This window comes from Candidatus Amarolinea dominans (genome assembly GCA_016719785.1).
Lineage (GTDB): Bacteria > Chloroflexota > Anaerolineae > SSC4 > Amarolineaceae > Amarolinea > Amarolinea dominans.
Map to the genome: position 1 here is coordinate 407,034 of JADJYJ010000001.1, position 18,848 is coordinate 425,881.

General features: G+C 62.7%; 20 protein-coding genes. 11 read left to right on the forward strand and 9 right to left on the reverse strand.

Annotated features, from left to right (window positions below; genetic code table 11):
- Positions 1-10: 10 nt before the first annotated feature.
- The gene (locus IPM84_02085) at positions 11-2,965 is read right to left on the reverse strand and encodes an SIR2 family protein (GenBank protein MBK9091563.1); all 2,955 of its coding nucleotides are present in this window, start codon (positions 2,963-2,965) and stop codon (positions 11-13) included.
- A gap of 156 nt (positions 2,966-3,121) precedes the next feature.
- Between IPM84_02085 and IPM84_02090 the strand changes: the two genes are divergently transcribed.
- The 3 genes from IPM84_02090 to acnA all read left to right on the forward strand — a co-directional run bounded on the left by IPM84_02090 (position 3,122) and on the right by acnA (position 6,617).
- On the forward strand, positions 3,122-3,418 hold the full coding sequence (locus tag IPM84_02090) for a DUF2442 domain-containing protein (GenBank protein ID MBK9091564.1): 297 nt from the start codon (positions 3,122-3,124) through the stop codon (positions 3,416-3,418).
- Positions 3,419-3,494: 76 nt separating this feature from the next.
- Positions 3,495-3,827, forward strand: a complete 333-nt coding sequence (locus tag IPM84_02095) for a DUF433 domain-containing protein (protein ID MBK9091565.1) — start codon at positions 3,495-3,497, stop codon at positions 3,825-3,827.
- A 72-nt stretch (positions 3,828-3,899) separates the two neighbouring features.
- Positions 3,900-6,617, forward strand: a complete 2,718-nt coding sequence (gene acnA, locus IPM84_02100) for an aconitate hydratase AcnA (GenBank protein MBK9091566.1) — start codon at positions 3,900-3,902, stop codon at positions 6,615-6,617.
- A 60-nt stretch (positions 6,618-6,677) separates the two neighbouring features.
- On the opposite strand, the gene IPM84_02105 is transcribed toward acnA, so the two are convergent.
- Positions 6,678-7,049 carry a type II toxin-antitoxin system PemK/MazF family toxin gene (locus tag IPM84_02105; protein ID MBK9091567.1) on the reverse strand — a complete coding sequence of 124 codons (372 nt, stop codon included), beginning with the start codon at positions 7,047-7,049 and terminating at the stop codon, positions 6,678-6,680.
- Complete coding sequence (locus tag IPM84_02110) at positions 7,043-7,297, reverse strand: hypothetical protein (protein MBK9091568.1); 255 nt, start codon at positions 7,295-7,297, stop codon at positions 7,043-7,045. Before IPM84_02110 ends, IPM84_02105 begins: the two co-directional genes overlap by 7 nt.
- Positions 7,298-7,419: 122 nt before the next feature.
- Between IPM84_02110 and IPM84_02115 the strand changes: the two genes are divergently transcribed.
- On the forward strand, positions 7,420-9,006 hold the full coding sequence (locus tag IPM84_02115; protein ID MBK9091569.1) for an ATP-binding protein: 1,587 nt from the start codon (positions 7,420-7,422) through the stop codon (positions 9,004-9,006).
- 29 nt (positions 9,007-9,035) lie between these two features.
- On the opposite strand, the gene pstB is transcribed toward IPM84_02115, so the two are convergent.
- Genes pstB through IPM84_02140 form a run of 5 tightly spaced genes read right to left on the reverse strand, consistent with a single transcriptional unit; the run spans position 9,036 to position 13,308 of the window.
- A complete protein-coding gene (gene pstB / locus IPM84_02120) occupies positions 9,036-9,806 on the reverse strand; it encodes a phosphate ABC transporter ATP-binding protein (GenBank protein ID MBK9091570.1) in 771 nt (256 codons plus the stop codon).
- Positions 9,807-9,815: 9 nt separating this feature from the next.
- On the reverse strand, positions 9,816-10,589 hold the full coding sequence (locus IPM84_02125; protein MBK9091571.1) for a phosphate ABC transporter ATP-binding protein: 774 nt from the start codon (positions 10,587-10,589) through the stop codon (positions 9,816-9,818).
- 14 nt (positions 10,590-10,603) lie between these two features.
- On the reverse strand, positions 10,604-11,461 hold the full coding sequence (gene pstA, locus IPM84_02130) for a phosphate ABC transporter permease PstA (GenBank protein MBK9091572.1): 858 nt from the start codon (positions 11,459-11,461) through the stop codon (positions 10,604-10,606).
- Entirely contained in the window at positions 11,461-12,357 is an 897-nt protein-coding gene (pstC, locus tag IPM84_02135; GenBank protein ID MBK9091573.1) for a phosphate ABC transporter permease subunit PstC, read from the reverse strand. The genes pstA and pstC overlap by 1 nt, the downstream gene beginning before the upstream one ends.
- Before the next feature lie 6 nt (positions 12,358-12,363).
- Positions 12,364-13,308 carry a PstS family phosphate ABC transporter substrate-binding protein gene (locus IPM84_02140; protein ID MBK9091574.1) on the reverse strand — a complete coding sequence of 315 codons (945 nt, stop codon included), beginning with the start codon at positions 13,306-13,308 and terminating at the stop codon, positions 12,364-12,366.
- 154 nt (positions 13,309-13,462) lie between these two features.
- On the opposite strand from IPM84_02140, the gene IPM84_02145 reads away from it, so the two are divergent.
- From IPM84_02145 to IPM84_02175, 7 genes are all read left to right on the forward strand, one after another.
- Entirely contained in the window at positions 13,463-14,272 is an 810-nt protein-coding gene (locus tag IPM84_02145) for a metalloregulator ArsR/SmtB family transcription factor (GenBank protein ID MBK9091575.1), read from the forward strand.
- Entirely contained in the window at positions 14,259-15,368 is a 1,110-nt protein-coding gene (locus IPM84_02150; GenBank protein ID MBK9091576.1) for an AlkZ family DNA glycosylase, read from the forward strand. The genes IPM84_02145 and IPM84_02150 overlap by 14 nt, the downstream gene beginning before the upstream one ends.
- Positions 15,369-15,513: 145 nt before the next feature.
- Positions 15,514-15,942, forward strand: a complete 429-nt coding sequence (locus IPM84_02155; GenBank protein ID MBK9091577.1) for a pyridoxamine 5'-phosphate oxidase family protein — start codon at positions 15,514-15,516, stop codon at positions 15,940-15,942.
- Between the two features lie 78 nt (positions 15,943-16,020).
- Positions 16,021-17,136, forward strand: a complete 1,116-nt coding sequence (locus tag IPM84_02160; GenBank protein MBK9091578.1) for an exo-alpha-sialidase — start codon at positions 16,021-16,023, stop codon at positions 17,134-17,136.
- A complete protein-coding gene (locus IPM84_02165) occupies positions 17,133-17,429 on the forward strand; it encodes a MoaD/ThiS family protein (GenBank protein ID MBK9091579.1) in 297 nt (98 codons plus the stop codon). The genes IPM84_02160 and IPM84_02165 overlap by 4 nt, the downstream gene beginning before the upstream one ends.
- Positions 17,430-17,563: 134 nt before the next feature.
- A complete protein-coding gene (locus IPM84_02170) occupies positions 17,564-17,968 on the forward strand; it encodes a DUF433 domain-containing protein (protein MBK9091580.1) in 405 nt (134 codons plus the stop codon).
- Positions 17,961-18,332: a DUF5615 family PIN-like protein gene (locus tag IPM84_02175; protein MBK9091581.1), complete on the forward strand. Its 372-nt coding sequence runs from the start codon at positions 17,961-17,963 to the stop codon at positions 18,330-18,332. Before IPM84_02170 ends, IPM84_02175 begins: the two co-directional genes overlap by 8 nt.
- 76 nt (positions 18,333-18,408) lie before the next feature.
- Here the strand turns inward: IPM84_02175 and IPM84_02180 are convergent, their stop codons facing one another.
- Positions 18,409-18,846 (reverse strand): maleylpyruvate isomerase N-terminal domain-containing protein, encoded by a 438-nt coding sequence (locus IPM84_02180; protein MBK9091582.1) that lies wholly within the window; start codon positions 18,844-18,846, stop codon positions 18,409-18,411.
- Positions 18,847-18,848 lie beyond the last annotated feature (2 nt).

Consider the following 18,848-nt stretch of genomic DNA (forward strand, 5'->3'; position numbering starts at 1 on the left):
TCCCTCCCCTTCAATCTTTAGAAAAAGCGCCGAGCGCCCACGCCAGGCTGGCGCCGATCACAGCGCCGGTCAAACCGGCCTCCAGATCGAGAAAATCCAGGGCCAGGCCAAAGCGATTCGCCAGGATCATCCCCGCCGCGCCGGCCGCCAGGGCCGTGATGATCCGCAGGCGAAAATTGCCCGACGCCAGGCCCACCCCCAACAGGAGCGCCAGGCCCAGGCTGCTGACCAGCCACAGGGGCGGCGCCTGCGCGGCGATCAGGCCGACCGCGCCCAGGATCAGGCTGAAGGCCAGGCTGCCGCCCACGGCCCCGCCCAGCGCCGCGCCGGCCCACGGCCTTTCCTGCCAGATGACCTGGCCCAACGCCCGCGCCGCGCTGACCAGAGCGCCCCCGCCCGCGCCCAGCAGCCCCATGACGACGGCCACCACGAAAATTGCCGCCGGCGCCATCGTCTCGGTCAGCGTCTGGCGCCGGTCGTAATAGAGCAGGGCCAGCAGGCCAAAACCGAGGCCAAAGCCCAGCGCGCCGCCGACGACGCCGGCGATCGTTTGCCGGCGAACGAAGGCCGCCGCGCGCTGATAGCGCCGCCGGCTGGTCAGCCAGAACGCGGCGCGCTGATCGGCCGCGGGCAGGCCGGCCAGCGCGCGGGGGTTGACATCCCGCGCCGCGCCCAGGGCCAGGAGGGCGGCCGGGCGCTGCGCCGGGTCGGCCAGGGCCGCGGCCAGGGATGGCTCGCGCGCGTCGCCGGCCAGGCGGCCAAAGGCCTCCGCGGCCGCGGTGCGCACCGCCGGCTCCGCGTCGGTCAGCGCTGCCTGCACCAGCGCGGGGAGAATGGCGGGCGTCATGGCATCCGGCGCGCTGACGCCCAGGCGCGCGGCGGCTTGCATGCGGCCCTCCGCCTCGCGGTGCGTCAGCAGGTCGAGCAGCACCTGCGTGCGCAGGCCGGCGTCGGGCGTCAGCGCCAGCCAGGCATCCACCTGGCGGTTGTAGCGCACCGCGCAGCGCAGCAAGAAGGCGGCGGCTTCCGGCGTCAGGCGCAGGCGGCCGCGCTGCGCGTCGAGCAGATCGAAATCGCCCTGCGAGGCGAACGAGCGCCGCGCCTGCCAATCGGCCAGCAGCCGCGCCAGCAGTTCCTGCGCCTGTTTGAGCGCCACCTCTTGGGCGTCCAGCCAGCCGGCAATGCGCGCAGCCAGGTAATCATGCGCCAGCTCGAAGCGATCATCGTCCAGGCGGCGCAGCAGGCGCTGACCGAGCAGGCGATTCAGCAGGGCCGCGGCAATGGGGACCGGCAGACCGCTGGCCGCGGCGACTTCGTCCACGCTCAGCACCGCCTTCGTCTGGTTGGATGTCACCAGGCTGGCGAGCACCGCCTGCACCTGCGGTCGTTCCTCATCGCTGTACGCGGCCAGCGCGTCGCTGAGATACGCGGCCAGAATGCCCGCGGCGCCGCTCACCTGCTGGTAGTCGGCCAGGGTGATGGCCGCGCCGGGCCGGCCAAACTGGCGGTAGAGGCGGTCGCACACCAGTTGCAATTGCGGCGGCGCCACGCCGTCCTGCCACAGATCGCGCAGCAGGCGCTCTACCAGCGCCGGCTCGAAGGTCACGCCAAAACGAGCGGCCGGGCCGCTGATGGCCTCGCCCGCGCCTTCCCACGACAGGCGGTCCAGCCAGTAGCGGCGGTCGAACAGGCCGGGCAGTTGCCTTTCCAGGCCGGCCAACTGCGGCAAGAAATCGCTGCGCAGGGCCAGCACCACCCGCCAATCGCGGCCGCGGTCGGCCAGGGCGGCCATCAACGCCTGCGCAAAGGCCGGGCGCCGGGCCTCGCCCCACAGCAGCACCATTTCCTCGGCCTGGTCCAGGATCAACACCGCCGCAGGGGGCAGATCGGGCAGGGCGCCGGCGCTTGCCTCCAGGTCTCGCACCCGCAGCAGGCGGACGTGAAAGCCGGCGCGGACCAGCCGCGGGGTTACGCCGGCGGCCAGCAGGGAAGTTTTGCCGCTGCCCGATTCGCCGTAGAGCACGACCAGGGGATTGGCCAGGATCTTGTTTGCCAGCCGCGCGCTGTCCTCCTCGCGGCCAAAGAAGATGGCCGCGTCGCCGGCCGCGAACGCGTCCAGGCCCTTGTAGGGCGAAGCGGGCAGGGGCGCGTCCGGCGCAGGTTCGACCGCGGCCGCGACCGCCATCGCCGCTGGCGAGGTCAGCGCCTGGATGTCGGCCAGCAACCGCTGCAAGAACTGCGCCGCGTTTTCGGACAGCAGCATCACCCCTTTTTGCGCCCAGTACTGCTGATCGGCCGGCGTGAGCGGCTGTTCGATGACCGCGTAGGCCTGGCGCCGGTGCTGGCGCACGCTGCGCGTCACCTGGGCAAAGAGGCGTCTGAAGGCCGGGGAACTGAGATCATAGCCCAGGAAGATCAGCGTTTTGGTGGCGAAGAAGGCGCGCATCAGGTCGGACAGGGTGGGCAGCCGGGCCAGGAATTCATCGAAGTCGTCTTCGGTGATGACCAGGGAGTCAGGCTGGCTGAGATCGCCCTGCATTTTGATGACGACCACTTTGCTCTCATCGAAGTAGGGCACGTCCGCGTCGCGCACGATGAGGACATAGGATTTACCGGCCATGCGCAGCGCCTCTTCGAGCAGGGCGTCATAGGCGGTGGTGATGATCTTGGAAGAAGGGAGCACGGCTTGGGCCAACAGTTCGTGCAGCGCGGAAGGTTGCAGGGCCAGGCTGTGCAGCGCATCGCGCAGGGCCTGCACCAGGGGTTGGCGCCCGCGCAGGGCTTCGAAGTCACGCGCCACCGCGGCCAGCGAACGATCCGGCCGGTCGTAGCCGATCTGCTGGGCCAGCAACTCGGTGATTTGCGTCAGCGGCAGGGGCGCGGCGTCCCCGCGCAGACTGTCGCCCACGAAGAGCAGTGCGTTGTCGGCCGCCAGCTCGGCGGCCAGGTCACGTGTCAGGGTCATTGGCTGTGCTCGCACCAGTGTAAGGCAGAGGGGATTTACCGGCCGGGAACATTCGTCGAACTGATTGTACCACCAAACAACGGGTCACGAAAAGTTGCACGCATACCCAATTTGCGTTATGCTTGTGCGAATCGCTGGCTTGTAATTGAGGGAAAAATGTTCCATCAGTTATATCAGGTTGTAGATTTCGACATCTTGCATGACTACGTCATTTGGATCAGATTCAACGATGACGCGGAGCAGGTTATTGATTTCGAGCCGATGCTTCACGGAGAAATCTGGGGTCCTTTGCGCGACAAGGACATGTTCAACCAGGCGATGATTGACCCAATTGCACGCACACTGTGCTGGCCGACTGGCGCCGATTTTGATCCCGAGACTCTGCGACACTGGCCGATCTATCAGGATGAATTGGTAGTGCGAGCACGGCAATGGGACGCTGTTTTGGCTTAGGCAGATAACAGATCACGAACAATTGCACATATATCCTATTTGCGTATGCTTGTGTTTCGTTAGTATTGGAGGAGCGATGACAACTGCGATTCTGACCAGACCAGCACCAACTCGATATGAGCATGTTTCACTGGATGACCAACGGGTGCCGTGGATTGCCGGAACCACCATGAAGGTCATCGAGCTTGTCCTGGATTATCAGACGCATGGCTGGAGTCCTGAGGAACTGCGTTTTCAGCATCCCTACTTGACGCTTGGTCAAATCCATTCGGCTCTGGCCTACTATTGGGATCATCAGGAACAACTCGATGACGACATTCAGCGACGCCTGCGAAAAGTCGAACGGCTGCGGCGTCAGGCGCGAGTCTCATCATTGCAGGCTCGCTTGAGAAGTGAGCAAATCCAGTGACGCTTGCACTGTTTCTTCCGCTTTAGCGCGAACATCCCTGAACATTGTGATAAGAAGAGGTTTGAGTACACGATGGCAAATTTCACCCATAACCAGTATGGCTCGCGCGCGGTGCTCGAAACCGCGGGCGGGCCTGTTCATTATTATCGGCTGGCGGCCCTGGAAGAGGCCGGCCTGGCCGCGGTCTCGCGTCTGCCGTTTTCGATCAAAATCCTGCTCGAAACCGCGCTGCGCAACTGGGACGACTTCCTGGTGACAGAGAAGGACATCCTCAACCTGGCGACCTGGAACCCGCAGGCGCCGGCGCAGGTGGAGATTCCGTTCATGACCGGGCGCGTCATCATGCAGGACTTCACCGGCGTGCCGGCCGTGGTTGACCTGGCCGCGCTGCGCGCCGCGATGGCGCGGCTGGGCGGCGATCCGCAGCGCATCAACCCACTGATTCCGGCCGACCTGGTGATTGACCATTCGGTGCAGGTGGATAACTTCGCCACCAGCACCGCCCTGCTCTTCAACGCCGAGCGCGAGTTCGAACGTAACCGCGAGCGCTACGAGTTCCTGCGCTGGGGTCAGCAGTCCTTCAGCAATTTCCGCGTCGTGCCGCCCGCCACCGGCATCGTTCACCAGGTCAACCTGGAATACCTGGCCTCGGTGGTGCGCACAGAAACCACCGCGCAGGGGGACATCGTGGCCTTCCCCGATACCCTGGTGGGCACCGATTCGCACACCACCATGATCAACGGCCTGGGCGTGCTCGGTTGGGGCGTGGGCGGCATCGAGGCCGAGGCTGCCATGCTCGGCCAGCCGATGTACATGCTGCTGCCCGAAGTGATCGGCGTCAAAATCACAGGCCAACTGCCGCAGGGCGCCACCGCCACCGACCTGGCCCTGCGCGTGACGCAGATCCTGCGCGCCCGCGGGGTTGTGGGCAAGTTCGTCGAGTTCTACGGCGATGGCGTGGGCCGCATGAGCCTGGCCGACCGCGCCACGATTGCCAACATGGCGCCCGAATACGGCGCGACCATGGGCTTCTTCCCGGTGGATGCCGAAACGCTGCGCTACCTGGCCGGCACCGGCCGCAGCGCCGGGCTGGTGGACCTGGTCGAACGCTACTGCCGGGCGCAGGGCCTTTTCCGCACCGATGGCATGGCCGAGCCGCAGTTCACCGACACGCTGACGCTTGACCTGGCGACGATCGAGCCGAGCCTGGCCGGGCCGAAGCGGCCGCAGGACCGCGTGGCCCTGGCCAACGCCAAGCAGTCGTTCGAGGCGGCGCTGACCGCGCCGATTGCCCAACGCGGCTTCGCGCTCAGTCCGGAGTCCACCGGCGCCGCGGCCACCGTCAGCTACGAACACGAAACGATTGATCTGCGCCACGGTTCGGTGGTCATCGCGGCCATCACGAGCTGCACCAACACCTCCAACCCATCGGTCATGATCGGCGCCGGGCTGGTGGCGAAAAAGGCCGTGGAACGCGGGCTGCGCGTTGCGCCCTACGTCAAGACCAGCCTGGCGCCCGGTTCGCGGGTCGTCACCGATTACCTGGCCGAGGCTGGTCTGACGCCCTACCTGGAGGCGCTGGGCTTCCACACCGTGGGCTACGGCTGCACCACCTGCATCGGCAACAGCGGCCCGGTGCCCGACGTCGTGGCCGATGCGATCAGGGAGGAGAACCTGGTTGCCGTGGCCGTGTTGAGCGGCAACCGCAACTTCGAGGGACGCATCAGCCCCTCGGTGCGCGCCAATTATCTGACCTCGCCGCCGCTGGTGGTGGCCTTTGCCCTGGCCGGACGGATAGACGTGGATCTGACCACAGAGCCGGTCGGTACGGACCGCAACGGCAATCCGGTCTTCCTGCACGAAATCTGGCCGAGCCAGGCAGAGGTGCAGGCGACTGTCGCCAGGGCGCTCAAGCCGGAGATGTACGAAAGACAGTATGGCAACGTCTTTGGCGCGAACGAAACCTGGAACGCGATCAAGATTCCCGAAGGCAAGCTGTACGACTGGGACGCCGCTTCCACCTACATCCAGGAACCGACTTTCTTCGAGGCGCTCTCGCCTGAACCGGGAGCGATGGAGAACATTCTGGGTGCGCGCGTGCTGGTCATGGTGGGCGATTCGGTCACCACCGATCACATCTCGCCCGCGGGCAACATCGCGAAGAACAGCCCGGCCGGACGCTATCTGATGTCGCTGGGCGTGCAGCCGGCCGATTTCAACTCCTACGGCGCGCGCCGCGGCAACCATGAGGTGATGATGCGCGGCACCTTTGCCAACATCCGCCTCAAGAACCTGATGCTGAACGGCGTCGAGGGCGGTTACACGCTCTACCTGCCGACCGGCGAACAGATGAGCATCTACGACGCGGCCATGCAGTACAAGGCCGACGGCACGCCGCTGGTTATCCTGGCCGGCAAGGAGTACGGCTCCGGCAGTTCACGCGACTGGGCGGCCAAGGGCGCCATGCTCCTGGGCGTCAGGGCGGTCATCGTGGAGAGCTTCGAGCGCATCCATCGCAGCAACCTGGTGGGCATGGGCGTCCTGCCGCTGCAGTTCCTGCCCGGCGAAAATGTCCAGACCCTGGGACTGAGCGGCCAGGAGACCTTCGACATCAGCGGCGTGGATGACGCCATGCAGCCCGGCCAGACCCTGACCGTGCGTGCCACGCGCCCCGATGGCGCGGTGATCCGATTCCAGGCGCTGTCGCGCATTGACACGCCGGTCGAGGTGGAATACTACCGCCACGGAGGGATCTTGCAGTTCGTCCTGCGCAAGATGTTGAGAGGATAACGCCAGGATCCGAAGGCATGGCTCATGTCAATTGGAATTCCTGCATCTATGGGGTTACGTTCATGTCGCTAAATCGGGCGGTAGATCGCGGGGTTGCAGCAGCAGGTTGATGCCGGCAATGATCTCGCGCACGCGCGTGGGTGACAAAGCGCCGATGACCTCATCCAATTGGTCGCGATCCACGGTGAAGACCTGCGAGATATTGACCACACTGCGCTTGGACAGATTGCCTTCGTTCGCATCCAACAGCACATTGCCGGGCGCGTTGGCCCGCTTCAGGTTCGACGTCAGTGCGCAAACCACGACGGTCCGAATCTGGCTGCGATTGAACAGATTATTCTGCACGACCACGTGCGGATGCCGATAGCCCGGCTCGGATCCTGAGGGTTCACCCAGTTCAACCCAGTAGATGTCGCCCTGGCTGATTACCATTCGCCCTCCACGGTGCGGCGGTGAGTGCGCCGCGCAGCCTGACGCAGTGTATCTTCGGCCGGGTTCGGTTCATCGGCATACGCCGCATTGATCTTGGCGAGCAGTTCCCTGTTCTGCTGGCGATGGATGTAATCTTCCAACGCAAGGACGAACAGGCGGCTGCGCGAAATATGCAGTTGCCGCGCCAGGATATCTGCTTGATCGAAGAGCGCCTTGGGTAATGAAATGGTCGTCTTGACGTTTTGCATGATTGGTTATACCTTTCTTTCTAAATCCGCGGCCAATGTTGATTGACCGGCGGCGTCATGGTACAATTCTATCGTTGGAGTGTATCCGATCTGTGCGCCACAGAATGTGAAGGAAAACGCCGATGCGATTTTTCAATACCGAAGGCCCGGTCAACTGCCAGTATCATTATTGCCTGCCGCCGTTGGACCGCATCGGCCTCGACGAATTGCTGACGCTGATCGAGCGCCAGAAGTACTTTCTGCTCCATGCGCCGCGGCAAACCGGCAAGACCACCTATCTGTTGGCTTTGACCGAGTACCTGAACCAGGGCGGCCGCTACCAGGCGGTCTACGCCAATCTGGAGGATGTTCAGGCCGCGCGTGAAGATGTCGAAGCCGGGATGAAAGCCGCGGTGCAGTTGATTGCCCGTCGTGCAGCTCAATATTTTCCGGATAGCGAGGCCGAGCAACTGGCGCAGGCGGTCTTGCGCCAGCAATCGGGTTATGTGGCACTGGGCGCGTTCCTGACCGCCTGGTGCAAGCGCTCGCCCAAGCCGGTCGTTCTGTTGCTCGATGAGGTGGACTCCTTGATCGGCGATACCCTCATCTCACTCCTGCGCCAATTGCGCAGTGGCTATGACACGCGTCCGGCGCTCTTTCCCCAGAGCGTCATGTTGTGCGGAGTGCGGGACATCCAGGACTATCGCATTCACTCAAGCATCGAGAAAGCGATCATCACCGGCGGCAGCGCGTTCAACATCAAGGCCAAATCGCTGCGCCTGGGAGATTTCAACCAGGAAGAAATCTTCCTTCTGCTCGGCCAGCATGAGCAGGAAACCGGTCAACCCTTCACACCAGAAGCCCTTGCACTGATCTGGCAATTCACCAACGGCCAGCCCTGGCTGGTCAACGCGCTCGCCTACGAAGCCTGCTTCGAGATGAAGGTCGGTCGCATTCGAACGCAGCCGATCACCGCTGAGTTGATCCAGGAAGCGAAAGAGCGCCTCATCTTGCGCCGGGTCACGCACCTTCATCAGCTCTCGGACAAACTCAAGGAACCACGCGTGCGGCGTGTGATCGAGCCGATGCTGCGCGGGGATGAGTTGACGCCTGACATCAGCGAGGACGATGTCCAGTACACCCTGGACCTGGGGCTGGTGCGGCGCGGGCCGAACGGACTCGAGGTGGCTAATCGGATCTACGCGGAAGTCATTCCGCGTGAACTGACCGTCGTACAACAGATCAAGCTGGAGACGATCGAGCGACCGGCCTGGTACATCGAGGCGGATGGTCAACTGAACATGCCGAAGCTCCTGGCAGCCTTCCAACAGTTCTTCCGAGAAAACTCAGAGTTCTGGCTGGAGCGGTATGAGTACCGCGAGGCGGGGCCGCATTTGCTGTTGCAGGCGTTCTTGCAGCGCATCGTCAACGGCGGCGGTCGCGTGGATCGTGAATACGGCCTGGGGCGCCGGCGCACCGATTTGCTCGTCATCTGGCCGCATGCGGGCGGCGTTCAGCGCGTGGTGATCGAGATCAAACTGCTGCGCAAAGCGCCTGACGCCATTCTGCGCGAAAGCCTGGCGCAGACGGCAGATTATGCGGACAAAGTCGGCGCCACCGACGCCCACCTTCTCCTGTTCGACATTCGCCCCAACCGGCCATGGGACGAGAGAATCTTTCACCGCCAAGAGTCACACCAGGGCCGCACGATCACCGTTTGGGGGATGTGAGGGGGCGCATGGGCCAGGGTGAGGCGACTTCACCCATAGCGCCCGGTCACGTAATCCTCGGTGCGCTGATCTTGCGGTCGTGAGAAGATGACCGGCGTGGCGTCAATCTCGATGATGGTGCCGGATTTGCGATCTTCGGTCAGCATCATCATCGCGGTCAGATCCGACACGCGGGCCGCCTGCTGCATGTTGTGGGTCACGATCACGATGGCGTAGTCCTGCGCCAGCTCCCGCATCAGGTCTTCGACCTTCAACGTCGCAATCGGATCCAGCGCAGAGCACGGTTCATCCATCAGGATCACTTCGGGCTTGACCGCAATCCCGCGCGCGATGCACAGCCGCTGCTGTTGGCCGAGCGAAAGCCCCAACGCATCCCCGCGCAGGTTATCCTTGACCTCATCCCACAGATGGGCGCTGCGCAGACTGGCCTCGACGATGTCCGCCAGCTCGCCTCCCCGCGCCATGCCCAGCACGGTGGGTCCAAACGCCACGTTGGCAAAGATGGACTGCGGGAAAGGGTTGGGCCGCTGAAAGATCATGCCGACCCGGCGCCGCAGCGCAACCACGTCCGCGCCCGGCGCGTAGATGTCCACATCATCCAGCAGCACCTTGCCCACCACCCGCGTGCCCGCAATGGTATCGTTCATGCGGTTGAGGCAGCGCAGAAACGTGGATTTGCCGCAGCCCGACGGCCCAATCAGCGCCGTGATCTTCCGATCGGGTACGTTGATGGCCACATCGGTCAGGGCGCGCTTGGCCCCGTAATAGAAGCCCAGTTGGTCAACGGTGATTTTGTTCATCAGGATCGCTCATCCAAACCTGCCGGTGATGTAGTCTTCGGTGCGTTGATCGGTCGGCGCCACGAACATCTCCTTGCCGCGGCGGTATTCGATCAGTTCACCCATGAGCAAGAAGGCGCTGTAATCCGCGACGCGCGCAGCCTGCTGAACGCTGTGCGGGACGATCACGATCGTGTACTGGCGTTTCAACTGGTACAGCGAATCCTCGACCTTGGCGGTCGAGATGGGGTCCAGCCCAGAGGTTGGCTCGTCCAGCAGCAGCACTTCCGGCTCCAGCGCCAGGCTGCGCGCAATGCACAGCCGCTGCTGTTGGCCGCCTGACAAAGCGCTGGCCGGCGCATCCAGGCGATCCTTGACCTCATCCCACAGCGCGGCCTGCGTCAGGCTGCGCACGACGATCTCCTCCAGCCGCGACCGATCGCGCTCGCCCGCCAGCTTCGGCCCGTAGACGATGTTCTCACGGATGGTCCCCGGCAGCGGCAGCGGCAGGGCGAAGACCATGCCGACGCGGCGGCGCAGGGCCGACACATCAACGCCGGGCGCGTAGATGTCCTGCCCGTCAATCAGCACCTTGCCCGTCATCTTCGTGTTGTCCACCAGGTCGTTCAGGCGGTTGATGAGCCGCAGCAGGGTGCTCTTGCCGCTGCCGGCCGGCCCAAAGAGCGCGGTGACCGCGTGTTCGGGGATTTCCAGGGTGATATCGCGCAAGACCGCTTGGTCGGCATACGCGTAGGTGATGTGATCCAGGTAGATTTTAGGCGGTGTTGTCGTTCGAGCAAGCATGGATTGACCGTGTTTTACCATTGTCTCTGCCGCCGGAAGCGGCTGCGGATCAGGGTGGCGACCAGGTTGAGCGAGAGAACCAGGACCAACAGCACCAGCGCAGTGCCGTACTGGATCTCGGCCGGCATACCGGGCACCTGGGTGACGATGACGTAGAGATGATAGGGCAACGCCATCGTTTGATCGAGGGGCGAGGCGGGCAGCTGCGGCAGGTAGAAGGCGGCCACGGTGAAGAGGATCGGCGCGGTTTCGCCGGCCGCGCGCAGCAGGCCAAGGATCACGCCGGTGATGATGCCGGGCAGCGCCTGCGGCAGCACGACCGTGCGCGTGGCCTGCCAGCGCGTGCCGCCCAGGCTGGCGCTGACCGTGCGAAATTCGACCGGCACCGCGCGCAGCGCCTCTTCGGACGTGCTGATGATGACCGGCAGCGTCATGATCGCCAGGGTCAGCGAGCCGGCCAGGATCGAAGTGCCGAACTGCAAGAAGAGCACGAACAGCCCCAACCCGAACAGCCCATACACGACCGACGGAATGCCGGCCAGGTTGATCACCGCCAGGCGGATCGCGCGCGTCAGCCAGGTGTCGCGGGCATACTCGGCCAAGTAGATGGCGCCGGCCACGCCGACAGGAATGGCGGCCAGCGCCGTGCCCAGGGTGAGCAGCAGGGTGCCAACGATCGCCGGGAAGATGCCGCCAGCCTTCATGCCATCCCTGGGCATGGCGGTTAGAAACTCCCAGTTGATGGCGCTGATGCCGCGCACCAGGATAGCGACGATGACCAACAGGATCGGCAACACGACCAGCAGCGCGGCCACGGCGAGCAGTGCGAAGCCGGCGCGTTCAACCTGCTGGCGACGAATGGGGTTTGTCATCATCGCAGCCCTCCCCGCCGGCGCTTCTGGAACATGGTCGAGGCGGCTGCCAGGTTGATCGCAAAGGTCAGTAGAAACAGGATGATGCCGATGCCGAAGAGGATGTGATAGTGCGTGCTGCCCTGGGCTACCTCGCCCATCTCCGCGGCGATGGTCGCGGTCATCGTGCGCACGGGGCGAAAGAGCGAGTCGAGCGAGAGCGGCAGCCGCGCCGCGTTGCCGGTGACCATCATCACCGCCATCGTTTCGCCGATGGCCCGGCCCATCCCCAGCATCGCCGCGGTCAAGATGCCGGAGCGGGCGGCCGGCACCACCACGCGCCAGATCGTCTGCCAACGAGTCGCACCCATCGCGAGCGCCGCGTCGCGATAGCTCTTAGGCACCGCGTCCAGCGCGTCTTCAGCCACGCTGATCATGGTGGGCAGCGCCATGTAGGCCAAAATCAGTGCGCCGGTAAAAGCGGTCAGCCCGGTCGGCGCGCCAAGCACCTGACGGACGAGCGGCGCCAGCACGATGATGCCGAAAAAGCCCAGCACCACCGACGGGATGCCCGCCAACACCTCGATCATCGGCTTGAGCAGATCGCGCGCCCAGCCCGGCGCCACCTCGCGCACGAAGACCGCCGTCGCCAGTCCCAATGGCAGCGCGATGGCAATCGCCGTCACCGTCACCACGACTGAGCCGAGAATCAGCGGCAGCGTACCAAACAGGTCGAAAGTGGGATACCAGCGGGCGCCGAAGAGGTTGGCCGCATCCACCGTGAAAAACGCCGGCAACCCTTCGCGCAGCAGAAAGAGAAAGATCAGCAGGACAAAGGCAACGGTCGAAAAGCCTAAGACGCGAATCAGCGTTTCGACAGCAAATTCACCCCAACGAGCGTACAAGGACCTGAACATGAACACCTACCTCAGCGGAACGAACCCCAACTCCACGACCAGCGCCTGACCGTCGCGCAGGATCCAATCCAGGTAATCCTTCACCTGGCCCGTGGGCTGACCGGCCGTAATCATGAAGAGGGGACGCGAGACGGGATAGGAGCCGTCATTGACAGTAGCAACGGACGGCTTGACGTAAGGTCCGTCGGGGTCCTGGGCCACGGCGATCACCTTTTGGTCAGAGGTCACATATCCCAGGCCATCGTAGCCGATGGCGTTCGGATTCTGCCGCACTTCGGCGCTGATTCCTTCGGAGGACGGCATCAGGAGCGTATCCGGCGAGAAGAGGATGTCGCTCTTCTGGCCCAGCCGCAGTACGTTTTCCAGGAAGTAAACGTAAGTGCCGGAGTTCGATTCGCGTGACAGCAGCACGATGGGCCGATCCTCGCCGCCCACCTGCCGCCAGTTGGTGATCTTGCCCTGATAGATGTCGGAGATCTGCGCCAGGGTCAGCCCGTTGACGGGGTTGGAGGGATTGACTACGACCGCAATCGCATCCCGCGCCACGGCGAATTCTATTGGCGTGATGCCGTTCTTCCGGGCCGCGTCGAACTCCTCCTGCTTCATGGCTCGCGACGCGTTGGCAATGTCGGTCGTGCCATTGATCAACGCCGCGATCCCGGTGCCCGACCCGCCCCCGGTCACAGAAATCCGCACGCCGGGGTGCGCGGGCATGTAACGCTCGGCCCAGGCCAGCGCCAGGTTGACCAACGTGTCGGAGCCGGTATTTTGGATCACGCTGGCGACCGTGGTCGTCGTTTCGCCCGCCGCCGCGGGGCGCGACGCACATCCGGGCAGCAGCGCGAGTAGGCCTAGCCCGAGCAGAGCCAGCCCAACCCAAGTTCCTTTTCTGGACATCCAACCTCCGGTGAAAGGGTAAAAAGTCGCCATGACGAGGTCTGTCTTCGGCATATCTCTATTATAACCGCTCTGACCGTTCGCGCTAGTACGGCCTCAACGGTTGCATGGCTGCCAGGTGTTTTGGGCACATGAAACCTGGTTCTCCCGCACTGCGCGTGGTTATCGCCAGATTTGACATATTCCCATATCGAAATATGATGTCGGCATGGCACGCTTAGCAACAACTTCAGACGCCTTCAACGCGGTGGCGGAACCACAACGCCGCCACATCCTCGACCTGCTCGCGCAAGGCGAGCGATCGGTGAATGAGATCGCCGCCTTGCTCGAGCTCAAGCAGCCGCAAGTTTCCAACCACCTGCGGGTCTTACGCGAGGTCGAACTGGTCAGCGTGCGTGAGTTGGGACAGCAGCGGCTGTATCGGCTGCAAGGCGAAGGTCTGAAGCCCGTCCACGATTGGGTTAAGCCATTCGAGCACTTATGGCGCGAGCGTTTTGATCGCCTGGCCGACTATCTCAAAGAATGGCAGACACAAGGAGACCGTATGCAGAAAATCACCCCATTCCTGTGGTTCGACGACAATGCCGAAGAGGCGGCGAACTTCTATGTCTCAGTCTTCAAAAATTCGAAGATCCTAAGCGTTACTCGACAGCAGAAAGACGGGCCACATCCAGAGGGAGCGACTTTTACTGTGTCGTTCCAGCTCGATGGGCAAGAATTTACCGCACTTAACGGCGGCCCGCACTTCATCTTCACGGAGGCCATCTCGCTTTTCGTGAACTGTGAGACGCAGGAAGAAGTGGACGAGCTGTGGGAAAAGCTGACGGAAGGCGGAGAAGAATCAAGGTGCGGCTGGTTAAGAGATAAATATGGACTGTCGTGGCAAATCATTCCCACCATTTTGGGCGAGTTGCTGCAAGACAAAGACCCTACGAAGTCAGGAAGGGTCATGCAGGCCATGCTGCAAATGAGCAAAATTGACATCAAAGCGTTGCAACAAGCCTATGACGCGGCCTAAGCAAGCGCACAACCATCGAATTGCACTTGCTCGGCTGGCAAATCAAGGCATCGCCCACCCCACATTTGCCGAGGCTGGCGATGTCGTAGCCTGGTTGGGCGCACTGCAGGCCCAGGATTATGGCGGGACACTGTGGGCGATTGGGCTGCGCATGGCTGGCGCGACCGAGCAAGGCATCGAACAGACGATAGCCGAGCGAACCATCGTGCGCACCTGGCCGATGCGCGGCACGCTGCATTTTGTCGCCGCAAACGATGTGCGTTGGATGCTTGCGCTGCTCGCCCCGCGGGTGATTGCCGGGAGTGTCGGCCGCTCTCGCCAGCTTGAATTGGACGAAGCGACCTTTGCGCGCAGCAAAGAGGTGTTTGCCAAAGCCCTTCAGGGCGGCAAGCAGCTCACCCGCGACGAAATGCTTCAAGCGCTGGAGCAAGCCACTATCTCCACGACCGGCCAGCGTGGCTACCATCTCCTCGCGCGGTCGGCGCAGGATGGGCTGATCTGCTTTGGATCGAGACGTGGAAAACAGCATACGTTTGCGCTACTCGACGATTGGGTTCCACAGACCAGGCCCCTGGCGCGCGACGAGGCGTTGGCTGAGCTGACCAGGCGTTATTTCAGCGGACATGGGCCGGCCACGGTGCAAGATTTGATGCGGTGGGCAGGGCTTACGGCGGCAGAGGCGAAAATAGGCTTGGAGGCAGCCGGGAAGGATCTGATCCACGAAACCATCGCGGAACGCGTTTATTGGCTGGCGCGCGACCTGCCAGACTTGATTAATGGAATCAAAACTACTTATTTGCTGCCTGGCTTTGACGAATATGTGCTTGGCTATGGTGATCGCAGCGCCGTGCTCGATCCGGCCAACGCCCAAAGCATCTGCCCCGGCAGCAACGGCATGTTCATCCCAACCCTGGTGATAGATGGCGAGGTTACAGGGACATGGAAACGCACCTTCAAGAAGAACGCCGTCGTCATCGAAGTAGCGCCCTTCCGACCTTTGACCCCAGCGGAGAATCATGCGATAGACGCCGAGGCCGAGCGGTATGGTGAGTTTCTCGATCTGCCAGTCGTGTTGCCTCACACAAGCAGTCCCTAACCGGGCTAGACAGAACCATTTGACAAAATAGAACAAACATTCTATAATCCGTAACACTTTGTAATCTGCGATACTTAATGACGTGCGGGAGAACCATGTCCACTCACATTCAGACCGATCATGGTGCCATTGAAAGGTGAAAGGGATGAACCTCTCAGATAGTCAGCGTTCGTTCTTGGAGAGCAATCAGTCGGCGGCGATGATAACCATAGGTGATGACGGCGCACCTCGGGCAGTACGTGTCGGCGTTGCGCTGGTTGACGGAAAGCTGTGGAGCAGCGGAACGCAGGATCGTGTACGCACTGCGAGGTTGCGTCGTGACCCTCGCTGCACGCTGTTCGTGTTCGATGCCCGTTGGGGGTGGTTGACTCTGGACACGACTGTGCGTATTCTTGAAGGGGCGGATGCACCCAAGATGAATCTGCGTCTCTTCCAGCAAATGCAGAATCGCCCGACTGGGAATCTTAATTGGTTCGGAAGGGAGCTGAGCCTCGAGGAGTTTCTGCATGTGATGGTTGAGGAAAATCGGCTGATTTACGAGTTCGAAGTCATTCGCGGCTACGGATTGATGTAGTTCAGGAGCAGACACGATGACAAACCGTGCCGCTGGGACTCTCGAGGTTGTCATGCAACCACTTGAAAGGAGTAACTTATGAGCAGCGTACGTGTACTGGTTGGGACGCGCAAGGGCGCGTTCATTCTGACGTCGGACGAACGGCGCAAAGAATGGGACGTCGCCGGGCCTCACTTTGCGGGCTGGGAAATTTACCACATTCAGGGGTCACCCGCTGACCCGAATCGGCTGTATGCGTCGCAATCCACCGGTTGGTTCGGGCAGTTGATCCAGCGCTCCGATGATGGCGGCGCGACCTGGGAGCCGGTGGGCAATGAGTTCGTCTACCAGGGCGTTCCCGGTACGCACCAGTGGTACGACGGCACCCCGCATCCGTGGGAGTTCAAGCGCGTCTGGCGCCTGGAACCATCGCTGACGGATCCGGACACGGTCTACGCGGGAGTGGAAGACGCGGCCATGTTCAAGTCAAGCGACGGCGGGAAGACGTGGCAGGAGCTGGCCGGTCTGCGCAGCGTCAAGGGGAACCTGTGGGCGCCCGGCGCGGGCGGGATGTGTCTGCACACGATTGTGCTGGACCCAAGCGATCCGCAGCGCATGTTCATCGCGATCTCGGCGGCGGGCGCGTTCCGCACCGACGATGGCGGCGAGACCTGGCGGCCGATCAACCGCGGCCTGGTGTCCAACTACGAAATGCCCGACCCTCATGCTGAGGTGGGGCACTGTGTTCACAGTATCGCCATGCATCCGGCGCGTCCGGGTGTGTTGTTCATGCAGAAGCATTGGGATGTGATGCGCAGCGATGACGCCGGCGAGATGTGGCGCGAGGTCAGCGGCAATCTGCCGAGTGACTTTGGCTTTCCAATCGCCATGCATGCGCATGAGCCGGAGACCGTCTATGTCGTGCCGATCAAAAGCGACTCGGAGCATTACCCGCCCGATGGCAAGCTGCGCGTCTACCGCAGCCGCACGGGCGGGAACGAGTGGGAGGCGCTGACCAACGGGCTGCCGCAGAGCAACTGCTACGTCAACGTGCTGCGCAGCGCGCTGGCCGTTGATCGCCTCGACGCGTGCGGCGTCTACTTTGGCACGACCGGCGGGCAGGTGTACGCATCGGCCGATGCTGGCGACAACTGGGCGCCCATCGTGCGTGATCTTCCGGCTGTCCTGTCTATCGCGGTGCAAACCCTGCCATGATACGCATCGTGCTCCCCTTCCATCTGCGCAGGCTGGCGAACGTTCGCCAAGAGGTGGAGCTTCAGGTCGCCGGGCCGGTGACGCAGCGTTCGATCCTGGACGCGTTGGAGGCGCAGTACCCGATGCTGCGCGGGACCCTCCGCGATCACGTCAGTCAGCGGCGACGAGCGCTGGTCCGCTTCTTCGCCTGCGGCCAGGATGTGTCGCATGAGGCGCCGGATGCCCCGCTGCCCGCTGCAATCGCGACGGGCGCCGAGCCTTTTCTGATCATCGGGGCGATTGCGGGCGGCTGATGGAGTCAGGCGAAAAGCCGGCAGGCACAAGAGGACTTGCTGCACGCGATGGGAGAAGATGGGTGGCTGAAGGGTTGACACAAGTCATGATGCGTTATATGATACCCCCAGAGAGATCATAAATGAGGCAACCCATGTCACGCTATCCTTTGAACCTACCGCAACAACTCAAGCAAGAAGCGGAAGTCTGGGCACTGAAGCAGGGCGTTTCGCTCAACCAGTTCATTCTCTGGGCTACCGCGGAGAAAATCGGCGCCCTCAATCAACAGTTGGACGATCCTCGCTTTCCACAAGTGACCTATCGTCGCGGAGCCAGTGGCATCCCGACGCCGGTATTGCGGGGAACCGGCATCCGCGTGCAGGCTGCTGCCATTGCTGGCGAGCAGTGGGGCATGACGCCGGCTGAACTTGCCAAAGAATACGGCGTACCTGTGCAACAGATCGAGGAGGCGCTTGCCTTTGCTCGCGTCCATCGCCAGGAAATCGAGACGCATTTGACACTGGAAGCGCGTATGAGCGCGGCGGAGGCGCATGGCTAAGCCCCGACTCCATCTCGACGCTGACGCATCGTACCGCACTTTGCAGAAAGTGTTGGGGGAGCGGGGACACAACGTCACGCGCACGCCCTGCGAGTGGATGCTGTTGGATGCCAGCGACGAGCAGCAACTGCTGGGCGCTACCGCCCAGGGACGCTGCATCTTCACGTTCAATATCGCCGACTTCATGCGACTGGCCCGAAAATATCCGGGGCACGGCGGCATCGTGTTAGCCAACCAGCAGGACTGGACGCTTTCGGATTTGATTGCAGCCCTTGACGACATGCTTTCGAACACCCGCGCTGCGGACTGGCCCGGACAGGTGCGCTGGCTCAACCAGTGGCGCAACACGAATACACGATTGTGAGACCGCGCAGGCGGGCAAGATCTTCGGGCAGTTGGCGTAGACTTCCGCAGTCTTGAAGACTGCGGAAGTCTGGCGCCTAACCTTTCAACGCCGCGTCCACCTCATCCAGGTGCTCGTTACGATGTAATGCACGCACGACCCAGCGCTGATTGTACACGTTGATTTCATCGAGCAAGGCTGGCGGATAACCTTCCAGCCGTGCGTCCAGCGCCTCTGCGGTTTCGATAGCAATCTGCGCCGCGGCGCGCGGCGGGATGGCGGCCCACAGGGGCAGCGACAGGTCGTTCACGAAGATGTCAATCTCCGGGACGAACAGCGTGCCCTCGCGTTCGGTCCTGTCCAGGACATACAGCACGCGCCGATCCCAGAAGGCCAGGTGCGCCAGCGCAATCGCCACGGTCCAGTGTTCGCCCACCGGGTGCTGCATTTCCGCATCGCTCAAGCGCGCGGCCAGCGCGCGGATGCGGTCGGTTGACGCGCGGTTGCGTTCGACAAAAAAGCGGTCCAGTGTCATAT